The sequence below is a fragment of the Streptomyces sp. 13-12-16 genome (genome assembly GCF_002114215.1).
Taxonomy (GTDB): Bacteria; Actinomycetota; Actinomycetes; order Streptomycetales; family Streptomycetaceae; genus Streptomyces.
In genome coordinates, this window is record NZ_NCTE01000396.1 from 1 (window position 1) to 10,652 (window position 10,652).

Annotated in this window: 11 protein-coding genes; 10 read left to right on the forward strand and 1 reads right to left on the reverse strand. The window is 73.4% G+C overall.

The window, feature by feature from the left end:
- The coding region (locus tag B7767_RS16250) for a LysR family transcriptional regulator (protein WP_143652496.1) at window positions 1–306 on the reverse strand (306 nt) is incomplete at its 3' end.
- A 92-nt stretch (window positions 307–398) separates the two neighbouring features.
- Between B7767_RS16250 and B7767_RS16255 the strand changes: the two genes are divergently transcribed.
- The 10 genes from B7767_RS16255 (at window position 399) to B7767_RS16295 (ending at window position 10,402) form a co-directional block, all read left to right on the forward strand.
- A complete protein-coding gene (locus tag B7767_RS16255; protein ID WP_085572818.1) occupies window positions 399–1,229 on the forward strand; it encodes an oxidoreductase in 831 nt (276 codons plus the stop codon).
- Between the two features lie 266 nt (window positions 1,230–1,495).
- Window positions 1,496–3,076, forward strand: coding sequence for a S8 family peptidase (locus B7767_RS16260; RefSeq protein ID WP_085572819.1), 1,581 nt, complete (start codon window positions 1,496–1,498; stop codon window positions 3,074–3,076).
- A gap of 96 nt (window positions 3,077–3,172) precedes the next feature.
- Window positions 3,173–4,117, forward strand: a complete 945-nt coding sequence (locus B7767_RS16265) for a DUF4190 domain-containing protein (RefSeq protein WP_306297963.1) — start codon at window positions 3,173–3,175, stop codon at window positions 4,115–4,117.
- Window positions 4,118–4,138: 21 nt separating this feature from the next.
- The gene (locus tag B7767_RS49095) at window positions 4,139–4,363 is read left to right on the forward strand and encodes a hypothetical protein (protein WP_306297964.1); all 225 of its coding nucleotides are present in this window, start codon (window positions 4,139–4,141) and stop codon (window positions 4,361–4,363) included.
- 147 nt (window positions 4,364–4,510) lie between these two features.
- A complete protein-coding gene (locus B7767_RS16270) occupies window positions 4,511–5,263 on the forward strand; it encodes a GntR family transcriptional regulator (RefSeq protein WP_085572820.1) in 753 nt (250 codons plus the stop codon).
- 439 nt (window positions 5,264–5,702) lie between these two features.
- Window positions 5,703–5,891 carry a hypothetical protein gene (locus tag B7767_RS16275; protein WP_030859980.1) on the forward strand — a complete coding sequence of 63 codons (189 nt, stop codon included), beginning with the start codon at window positions 5,703–5,705 and terminating at the stop codon, window positions 5,889–5,891.
- A gap of 49 nt (window positions 5,892–5,940) precedes the next feature.
- Window positions 5,941–6,354 carry a (deoxy)nucleoside triphosphate pyrophosphohydrolase gene (locus B7767_RS16280; protein WP_085572821.1) on the forward strand — a complete coding sequence of 138 codons (414 nt, stop codon included), beginning with the start codon at window positions 5,941–5,943 and terminating at the stop codon, window positions 6,352–6,354.
- A gap of 142 nt (window positions 6,355–6,496) precedes the next feature.
- The gene (locus B7767_RS16285; protein WP_085572822.1) at window positions 6,497–6,925 is read left to right on the forward strand and encodes an ATP-binding protein; all 429 of its coding nucleotides are present in this window, start codon (window positions 6,497–6,499) and stop codon (window positions 6,923–6,925) included.
- A gap of 266 nt (window positions 6,926–7,191) precedes the next feature.
- Complete coding sequence (locus tag B7767_RS16290) at window positions 7,192–9,807, forward strand: SpoIIE family protein phosphatase (protein ID WP_085572823.1); 2,616 nt, start codon at window positions 7,192–7,194, stop codon at window positions 9,805–9,807.
- Between the two features lie 34 nt (window positions 9,808–9,841).
- The gene (locus tag B7767_RS16295) at window positions 9,842–10,402 is read left to right on the forward strand and encodes a GNAT family N-acetyltransferase (protein ID WP_085572824.1); all 561 of its coding nucleotides are present in this window, start codon (window positions 9,842–9,844) and stop codon (window positions 10,400–10,402) included.
- The last annotated feature ends 250 nt before the right edge of the window (window positions 10,403–10,652 follow it).

Genomic DNA, 10,652 nt, shown 5'->3' on the forward strand with positions numbered 1-10,652 from the left:
GCCCACGACCAGCGTGCTGCGCCGGGCCGCCCGCGCCCGCTCCACCGCCGTGGCCGCCTCCTCCCAGCCCTCCAGTACGCGCCGGGCGTGCGGCAGCAGTGCCGTACCGGCGGCGGTGAGCGCCACGCCCCGCCGGTCGCGCCGGAACAGCTCGACGCCCAGCTGCCGTTCCAGCGCGCGTATCTGCTTGCTCAGCGCGGGCTGTGACACGTACACGCGCTCGGCCGCACGGGTGAAGTGCAGCTCCTCCGCCACGGCCAGGAAGTAGCGCAGGTCCCGCAGGTGAACGTCCGTCCTCATAACCATCGGTTGTCAGCGTAGGTCTTGGACGGGCAACCCGTCCTGAAGGCAGGGTGGTTCACGCAGACCGAGGGGCAAGCGAGGCACGAGGAGCCGGAATGAACAAGGTGTGGCTGATCACGGGAGCCAGCAGCGGGTTCGGGCGGGCGATCGCCGAGGCGGCCCTCGCCGCCGGCGACGTGGTGATCGGCGCGGCCCGCCGGCCCGAGCTGCTGGACGATCTGGTCGCCGCCCACCCCGACCAGGTGGAGTCGCTGCGCCTGGACGTGGCGGACGTCGAGGACGCCGAGGCCGCGGTGCGGGACGTGGTGGCGCGGCACGGCCGGATCGACGTCCTGGTCAACAACGCGGGCCGGACCCATGTCGGGGCGTTCGAGGAGACCGCCGACGACGAGCTGCGCGAACTGTTCGACGTGCACGTCCTCGGCCCCGCCGCGCTGGTGCGGGCCGTGCTGCCGAGCATGCGGGAGCGGCGCTCGGGGGCGATCGTGCAGATGAGCAGCATGGGCGGGCAGCTCTCCTTCGCCGGTTTCGCGGCGTACAGCGGAACCAAGTTCGCGCTGGAGGGCATGTCGGAGGCGCTCGCGGACGAGGTGCGGGAGTTCGGCATCAAGGTGCTGATCGTCGAGCCGGGGGCGTTCCGGACCGGTCTGTTCGAGACGAGCCGGGCCGGGGCCAGCCCGGACAGTGGCGTTTACGCCAAGGTCGGCGAGACCCGTTCCGCCGTCGCCGGCGGTGACGGCGTCCAGCCCGGCGATCCCGCGAAGGCGGCGGAGCTGATCCTGGCCGCCCTGGAGGCGGCGGACACCCCCTTGCGGCTGCCGCTCGGCGCCGACGGCGTCGACGGGATCCTCGCGCACCTCGACCAGGTCCGTGCGGAGGTCCTGGCCTGGGAGAAGCGCGCCCGCGCCACGGCCTTCGACGACTGACCGGGGCCCGTGCGGAACCGGGCGGCCCGCCCCCGGTGGGCGGGCCGCCCGTCGCCGTGCCGTCCGGGACGCGGCCACAACGTCGGTGCAGGGCCCTTGTGCAATTCCTGTGGAACCCTCAATCTTTCGGCTGACGCACGGACCCGGTCACCATATTTGACATGATCCTGTCACTGGCCGGTTCGCTTCGCCACCCGCGCGGCACGTGCGTCGACCGCACGGAACCCCCACAGCACACGCACCACCGACTGAGGAGGAACCCTCACATGACAGTGATGCGTCACCCCCGGCGAAGACTGGCCGCCCTCGGCGCCGCGACCACCGCGGCCCTCGTCACGAGTCTCGTCTCCGCCCTCCCCGCGGGCGCGGCCCCGGCCGCACCCGAAGGCCGCATCCAGTACGCGGGCGCCGCGAACGCCGTCGCCGGCAGCTACATCGTGACCCTGAAGGCGGACGAGGCCCGCTCCGGCTCCGCCGAGGGCCGCGCCCTGGCGGAGAAGTACGGCGCCGACATCGAGCGCACGTACACCAAGGCCCTGAACGGCTACGAGGTCGAGGCCTCCGAGACCGAGGCGAAACGTCTCGCCGCCGACCCGGCCGTCGCCTCCGTGATCCAGAACCGCACCTTCCACGTCACCGGCACCCAGCCGAATCCGCCCTCCTGGGGCCTGGACCGGATCGACCAGCGGAACCTCCCGCTCAACAGCTCGTACACCTACCCGGATTCGGCCGGGGAGGGCGTGACGGCGTACGTCATCGACACCGGCGTCCGCATCACCCACAGCGACTTCGGCGGCCGTGCCTCCGACGGCTACGACGCCATCGACGACGACAACACCGCCCAGGACGGCCACGGCCACGGCACCCACGTCGCCGGCACGGTCGCGGGCACCTCCCACGGTGTGGCGAAGAAGGCGGAGATCGTCGCCGTCCGGGTGCTGAACAACTCCGGCTCGGGCACCACCGCCCAGGTCGTCGCCGGCATCGACTGGGTGGCGCGGAACGCGGTCAAGCCGGCCGTCGCCAACATGTCCCTCGGCGGCGGCGCCGACAGCGCCCTCGACGCGGCCGTACGGGGCGCCGTGGCCTCCGGCGTCACCTTCGTCGTCGCGGCCGGCAACGAGTCCACCAACGCATCCACCAAGTCCCCGGCCCGGGTGACCGAGGCGATCACCGTCGGCGCCACCACCTCCGGCGACGCGCGCGCCAGCTACTCCAACTACGGCTCCGTCCTCGACCTGTTCGCACCGGGCTCCTCCATCACCTCCGCCTGGCGCACCAGCGACACGGCCACCAACACCATCTCCGGTACGTCCATGGCGAGCCCGCACGTCGCCGGGGCCGCAGCCCTCCACCTGGCCGACAACCCCTCGGCCACCCCCGCCCAGGTCTCCTCCGCGCTGACCTCCGCCGCCACCACCGGCGTCGTCGGCAACCCGGGCAGCGGATCGCCCGACCGCCTGCTGTTCGTGGGTGAAGGGGACACCACCCCGCCCCCCACCGGTGACCGCTTCGAGAACACCGATGACGTCACCATCTCCGACAACTCCACCGTCGAGTCCCCGGTGACCGTCTCCGGTGTCTCCGGCAACGCGCCCTCGAACCTGGCCGTCGACGTCGACATCACCCACACCTACATCGGCGACCTCCAGGTCCAGCTGATCGCCCCCGACGGCACGGCGTACACGCTGAAGTCGTACGGCACCGGCGGCAGCGCGGACGACATCGACACCACCTACACCGTCGACGCCTCCGCGGAGCCGGCCGACGGCACCTGGAAGCTGCGCGTCAGCGACAACGCGTGGTGGGACAGCGGGCGGCTGAACGGCTGGGCCCTGCAGTTCTAGCCCCTGAGGACGGCACCGCTCACCGCGCACGACCCCCGTCCCCGGGGCAGGTGCCCCGGGGACGGGGCGCGCCGTCCCGCGCCTACGATGCGGCCCGTGTCCATACCTCCGCCCCACGGGCCCCCACAGGAACCCCAGGGCCAGCCCCCCGCGCCCCGGGGCCAGGTCCCGTATCCGCCGCCGCAGTTCACCTACGGCGGACAATCCGGCCTCGCGCCGTACGGGCTCTACGGGCCGTACGGTCCCCGGCCGCCGGCCGTCGTCAACGGTGTCGCCGTCGCCGCCCTGGTGTTCGGCGTGCTGTGCCTGGTGCCGGCCGCCGGGCTGGTGCTGGGGCTGGTCGCGCTGCGGCAGATCAAGCGGCGGGGGGAGCGGGGGCGGGGGATGGCGATCGCCGGAACCGCGCTGTCGTCGCTCGGGCTCGCGCTGTGGGTGGCGGCCCTCGCCTCCGGTGTCCTGACCGACGTCTGGGAGGGCGTCGAGGACGGGGTGCGCGGCGACAGCGTCCTCGCCCTGGCCAAGGGCGAGTGCTTCGACTCGCCCGGCGGGCTGGAGGGCTGGACCGCCGACGCCCACCGGGTGCCCTGCGCGCGGGAGCACGACGGTGAGGTCTTCGCGGTCGTCCGCCTCACCGGCGACCGCTATCCGGGCGACGACGGGCTCACCGGTACCGCCGACGAGCGGTGCCACGACCTCCGGGACGCCTACGTCATGGACGGCTGGGCGCTGCCCGCCACCGTGGGCGTGTACCACCTCGTCCCGTCCCGGGAGAGCTGGCGCTTCGGCGACCGCGAGATCGTCTGCGTCTTCGGCGACCGGGACCCGCGGAAGACCCTCACCGGGTCGCTGCGCCGGGACGGGACCACTCTCGACGCGCACCAACTGGCCTATCTGGAGGCCGAGGCGGTCCTCGACGCGGCGCTCGAGGAGTCCCCCGGGTCGGAGTACCCCGAGGACGACCTGCCGGGACACACGGAGTGGGCGGCGAAGGTCGCGGACGCGCTCGCCGAGGAGGTCCGGATGCTGCGTGCGCACGAGTGACCCGCCGGTGCCGAAAAGGCGGTGGGGGACCTCGCCGCCGGCCTGGAGGAGGCGGAAGGGGCGTGGGCGAAGGCCGCCGGGGCCGACGACGCGGACACGTACATCGAGCACGCCGACGCGGGCTGGGAGGTGACCGACCCTTATGTCTCGGTCACCGCGCGCCATGCCCTGGGGCTGGCTTCCACACCGCCCGAGTACGACGAGGAGGCCGAGCGCGACACCGGCGACGGTGGAATGAAGGTGTGAGAGCCGCCATAGCGGGGAGAAAGTGCCTGCGTAAAGCCCTTACCCGGCAGATGTCATCACATCGAGTGATTCTCTGGCCTTCGCTTGCCTGGGACAACCTACGGTTGCCACGCTGTTGCTGTCTGTACAACCTGATGGGAGCGGCCCGTGACATTCGGTGAGCAGCCGGCGTACCTGCGCGTCGCGGGTGATCTCCGCAAGAAGATCGTCGACGGCCGACTGCCGCCGCACACGCGGCTCCCCTCCCAGGCGCGGATCCGCGAGGAGTACGGCGTCTCGGACACGGTCGCGCTGGAGGCGCGCAAGGTCCTCATGGCGGAGGGGCTCGTCGAGGGCCGCTCCGGCTCGGGGACGTATGTGCGCGAGCGTCCGGTGCCCCGGCGGGTCGCCCGCTCCGGGTTCCGTCCGGAGCGGGGGGCCACGCCGTTCCGTCAGGAGCAGGCCGACGCGGGCGTCCGGGGCACCTGGGAGTCCAGCAGCGAGCAGGCCGAGGCCCCCGACGCCGTCGCCGAGCGGCTCGGCATCGAACCCGGCGACCGCGTGATGCGCACCAGGTACCTCTTCCGGGAGGCCGGTGAGCCGATGATGCTCTCCACCTCCTGGGAGCCGCTCGCCCTCACCGGCCGGACCCCCGTGATGCTGCCCGAGGAGGGGCCGCTCGGCGGCATGGGCGTCGTCGAGCGCATGCGCGCCATCGACGTGATCGTGGACAACGTCACCGAGGAGGTCGGCGCACGTCCCGGCCTCGCCGAGGAGCTGGTGCTGCTGGGCGGCGTGCCCGGGCACGTCGTCCTGGTCATCGAGCGCACCTACTTCGCCTCGGGCCGGCCGGTCGAGACCGCCGACGTGATCATCCCCGCCGACCGTTACCGGGCCGCCTACCACCTCCCGGTGAAGTAGCGAACCCGACGGGACGGCCCCGCCCGCCCCGTCACTCCCTCCCCGGGGACCTGGTCCTCGGCCCTCCGCGCTCCCGTCGGGACCCCCGCCGGGTGATCCTCGCGCGCCTTCGCGCGCCCTTCCGCGCCCCCGGTCCGCCTCCGCTCCGGCGCCCCACCCGGGGCGCCGTCGCCCCCGTGCCGTAGCAATCTGGCCGTTCTCCCAGGTCGCCCCCGGAGCACGGCGTGCCGGGCGTCGTGCCGCTGACCGGACGTGTCGGCCTCCCCGCACGGCGCGTCCGCCACCGTGCGCCCCCTGCGTTCTGGCTGGTTGCGTGCCTCTTTGTGAAAAGGCGTATTCGCTCAGTGAAGGTAAGGCGTAGGCTCGGGCATATGCGGACTGGGGTTTCGTTATCGGGCGGGGTGCGGCACCGGCCACGGACGGGAAGCGGAGGGGAGCGATGAACGACGGCACGGTGACTCTCCCCTGGCTCGTCGTGCGTCAGGACGACAACGGCAATCGCTACCGAGTGGGCAGGTACGCGACCCGCGCCGAGGCCGAGAGGATCGCGGACAGCCTCGACGGGCGCGGACACAAGCAGCTCTACTGGGTCGAGCGGATCGGTCAGAACGGAACGTCCGCCGACTGACCCGGACCGCCGGCGGGCCCCTGCCCGCACCTCCCGTAGGCTCCGGCGCATGAGCGAGCGGATCGTGGTGGTCGGTGCGGCCCTGTGGCACGAGGGGCGGCTGCTCGCCGCCCGCCGGAGCGCACCCCCCGAACTGGCCGGGCGCTGGGAGCTGCCCGGCGGCAAGGTCGAGCCGGGCGAGACCCCCGAGGCGGCCGTCGTGCGGGAACTGCGCGAGGAGCTCGGGATCGACGCCGAGGCCGTGGAGCGCGTCCCGGGGGAGTGGCCGCTGCGAACGCCGTACGTGATGCGGGTGTGGACCGCGCGGCTGCGCCCCGGATCCGCCGCGCCCCGGCCCCTGCAGGACCACGACGAGCTGCGCTGGCTCACCCCCGACCGGATCCGGGACGTCGACTGGCTCGACCACGACGTGCCCGCCGTCCGCGACACCCTCGCCCACCTCGGCCTCCGGGAGAGCGTGTGAAGCGTGAGTCCGGCGTGCGGAGGCAGGGGTGACGGTGCGTGGGCGCCCTTCCACGCCGCTCGTGCCACGATGCGCCGTCGAGCGCGGTACTCCGTCCGGGATATCGGGTATGTGCCCATTAACCCCATGAAACCGGACATGGGTGGACTCCCTCGGCGGGGAAGTGATCCGCGTGCTCGACGGCGACGGCGACCACGCCGCGTGGACCTTCTCCGCGGACCTCGGAACCGTGCGCGCCGCCCGCCGCGCCGTCCGTGACCAACTGCGCCTCTGGGACCTCGACAGCGTCGGCGACCTCGCGACCCTGCTGGTCAGCGAACTGGTCACCAACGCCCTGCGACACGCCACCGCCCCCGTCGGCGTACGCCTGACACGCCCCACGGGCCACACCGGTGTCCTCCTGGTGGAGGTCTCCGACCCCCTCCCCGAGCCCCCGCACGAACGCGCCGCCCGCCCCGAGGACGAGGGCGGGCGCGGGCTTCAGCTCCTGGCGTCCGCCTCCCACCGCTGGGGCACCCGGCCGGGCGCCCCCGGCAAGACCGTGTGGTTCGAACTCTCGGTGCCGAGATGAGGGATCGCACGCCCGTTCACGGTGTACGCGCCCGCCACTTCCGTCGAGTGACCGGTTGAGGGCTGTGGAGGTTGTCGAAGAGGGGGGTTCGACGACGTGTCCGCTGGTTAGAAGACTGGAAGTGTTCTCACGGCGCGGACCGAAAAGCATCGGGACCGTGCTGTGATCGTGAACACCGTGTTGTGCGGCGCCGTAGTGCTGGATACTGCGGGCAGCCGCCCCCGGTGACCGGTGCCGGACGCGGTGAGCTGGAGGGGACGGTTCGCGTGAGCGAGATACCAGCGAAGGCCACGGAGTCCGAGGACTCGTCGGGTGGCGCGAGGAGCGGGGCCGCGGACGGCCCCGTCTTCGGCGATGCTCCGTCCGCCGACGCGATGTGGCAGAGCAGTCCGCCCGGCTCCATCTACGACTACATCAAGGTCGCCTCCTTCTCCATCGGCCCGGACGGGCTGGTCGACCAGTGGAGCCTGCGCGCCGAGCAGATCTTCGGCATCCCCGCCGAGCGTGCCGTCGGCATGGACCCCATCGAGGCGTTCATCGAGCCCGTCCGGCGGGAGCGCGGCCAGCGCAAGATGGCCGAGATCCTCGACGGCCGGGAGTGGACCGGAGTGGTGCCCTTCCGGCTGCCGGCCGCCATGGTGGCGGACGAGCGCGACCGGGAGGGCCTCGCCGAGGTCTACGTCATGCCGACGCGGACCGAGGAGGGGGAGAAGGCCGCCGTCTGCATCGTCGTCGACGTCCGCACCCTGCGCCGTATCGAGACCGACCTCGCCGCCTCGCAGGCCATATTCGGCCAATCTCCGTTCGGCTTCCTGCTGATCGACCCCGACCTGCGGGTACGCCGTGCCAACCAGCGGTTCGCGTCCATCTTCGGCGGCACCCCCGACGACCACCGCGGCAAGGGCGTGCACGACTACCTGCCGCGCGGGGAGGCCGAGCGGGTCGCCGCGACCCTGCGCCGGGTCCTGGAGTCCGGCGACTCCATCACGGACATGCACGTCACGGGCTTCGTGCCGGGCTCCGACGAGCGCCGCCACTGGTCCGTCAACCTCTACCGCGTGCACAGCGGCAGCGGCCGGCCCATCGGCATCGCCTGGCTCGGAACCGACATCACCGCCCGCCGCGCGGCCGCCCGGGAGGCCGCCGCCGCACGGCGCAATCTCGCCCTCCTCAACGACGCGGGCGCCCGGATCGGCAACTCCCTGGACCTGGAGACGACCGCCCGCGAACTCCTCGACGTCGTCGTCCCCGGCTTCTGCGACCTGGCCACCGTCGACCTGTACCAGGGCCTGCTGGCCGGTGACGAGACCCCGCCGGGGCTCGCCGACGGCAGCGCGGAGGTCCGTCGCGTCGCCTTCGCCAGCGCCGTGTCCGACGCGCCGTTCAGCGTCACCGGGGAGCCGGTGAAGCTGGGCGCCGTCCACCACTACCCGTTCAACTCGCCCTGCGCGGACGCCCTGCGCACCGCCCGCCCGCAGAGCGTCCCCGGCGGGGACGGCGGCCTGGTGCAGTCCACGCTCGCCGTGCCGATGGTCGCCCACGACACGGTCGTGGGACTCGCGCAGTTCGCCCGCACCAAGGGCAGCGAGCCGTTCGGCGACCGCGACCGCGAACTCGCGGTGGAACTGGCCGCCCGCGCCGCCGTCTGCATCGACAACGCCCGCCTCTACCGGCGTGAGCACGAACGCGCGTTGATACTGCAGCGCTCCCTGCTCCCGCCCGGCGACCCCGAGGCGTCCGGCCTCGACATCGCCTGCCGCTACCTGCCCGGCAACGTGGCCACCGGCCGCCCCAGCGAGGTCGGCGGCGACTGGTTCGACGTCATCGAACTGCCCGGCCACCGCACCGCGCTGGTCGTCGGCGACGTCATGGGGCGCGGTCTGCGCGCGGCCGTCGCGATGGGCGAACTGCGCACCGCCGTACGCACCCTGGCCCAGCTCGACCTGGAACCCGCCGAAGTGCTCTCCCAGTTGGACGAGATCGCCCGGGGCCTCGGTGCCCCCGGAGGCGTCCAGCAGGCCACCAGGGCCGCCCGCCGCCCCCGCGAGGCCGACCTCTCCGAGGTCTACCTGGCGACCTGTGTCTACGCCGTCTACGACTCGGTGACCAGGCGCTGCACCTTCGCCAACGCGGGCCATCTGCCGCCCGTCCTGGTGGAACCCGGCGAGCCCGCGCTGATGCTGGACGTACCGCCCGGAATGCCGCTCGGCGTCGGCGGCGAGCCCTTCGAGGAGGTGGAGGTCGAACTGCCCGAAGGCGCCCTTCTCGCGCTCTACACGGATGGACTGGTCGAAAGCCGCGACCACCCCCTCGACGAGGGACTCCAGGCCTTCGTGAACACCCTGACGGACCCCTCCGCACCCCTGGAGGACGTCTGCGACCACGTCCTCAACACCCTCGACACCCACCACGGCGAGGACGACATCGCCCTGCTGATGGCCCGCGTCCAGGGGCTGCCCGCCGAGTCCGTCGGCGACTGGACCCTGCCCCGCGAGCCCCGCAGCGTGGGCCGCGCCCGCGAGTACGCCCGCGCCCAGTTGACCGGCTGGGACATGGAGCCCCTGGTCGACACCACGGAGCTCCTGGTCAGCGAGCTGGTCACCAACGCCCTGCGGTACGGCGAGGGGGAGATCAGACTCCGTCTCCTCCTCGACCGCACCCTGGTCTGCGAGGTCTGGGACTCGGGTCTGGTCCAGCCCCGCCGCCGCCGCGCCCGCGACACCGACGAGGGCGGCCGGGGCCTCCAACTGGTCGGCCTGCTCAGCGCGGCCTGGGGCTCCCGCCGCACCCCCCGCGGCAAGACGGTCTGGTTCGAGCTCCCCCTCCCCGGCACGGACACCACCCTCACCGACCCGGCGGAGGCGCTGCTGAGCCTGTTCTGACGGCCCGTCGGCGCGGTGCGTATACGCTCGCGCCGTGCCCACCACTCCGATCGCCCCGGCCCGCCTGACGGCCGGCCCCCTCACCCTGCGCCCCTGGGCGCCCGAGGACGCGGCCGTCCTGGCCGAGCTGTACGAGGACGAGGCGATGCGCCGCTGGGCGAGCGCGCCCGTGCACGACACGGCGAGCGCGGAGCGCTGGGTGGCCGAGCAGCGGCGCGGCTGGGAGACCGGCGAACGCCTCGCGTTCGCCGTGGAGGAGACGGAGGCGTCCGACGCCCGGCCGGCGGGCCATGTCGTGCTCAAGCGGCCGAGCGCGACCGCCGCCACGGCCGAGGTCGGCTACTGGACGGCGGCCCACGCGCGGGGCAGGGGAGTGGCACCGCGAGCCGTGACGGCCCTGGCCGACTGGGCCTTCGCCACCTTCGCCCGGGAGGGCCTGACCCGCCTGGACCTGCTGCACCAGGTCGACAACACGGCCTCCTGCCGGGTCGCCGAGAAGAGCGGCTTCCCGCTGTCCGGCCTGCTCCCCGCCGCCCCGCCGGCCTTCCCCCTCGACGGCCACCGGCACATACGGCGGGCGCCCCGCGCCACATGATCGCAACCGGAACACCCGTTCCCCTCGTCCTCCCCCGCAACATCGACCACACGGCTGCCCAACGGGAGTCGACAGCCGAAGGGGAGCCGACATGGACCGCACAGAGCCGCAGGAACCGGCGACCACGGCGGACGCCCCGCCCCCGCAACCGGCCCCCGACGCCGCACCGGAGCCCGCGGAGGGCGGGGCCCCCTCGCCGGAGCCGCCCGACGTGAGCGCCCCGGACGACGCGGGCGACGGGGCTTCCCGG

What these genes read in the sequence shown, in the direction of transcription:
- B7767_RS16280 (WP_085572821.1), top strand. Translation starts at nt 5,941, where the DNA reads ATGAGCGAGCGGATCGTGGTGGTCGGTGCGGCCCTGTGGCACGAGGGG.
- B7767_RS16275 (WP_030859980.1), top strand. Translation starts at nt 5,703, where the DNA reads ATGAACGACGGCACGGTGACTCTCCCCTGGCTCGTCGTGCGTCAGGAC.
- B7767_RS16260 (WP_085572819.1), top strand. Translation starts at nt 1,496, where the DNA reads ATGACAGTGATGCGTCACCCCCGGCGAAGACTGGCCGCCCTCGGCGCC.
- B7767_RS16255 (WP_085572818.1), top strand. Translation starts at nt 399, where the DNA reads ATGAACAAGGTGTGGCTGATCACGGGAGCCAGCAGCGGGTTCGGGCGG.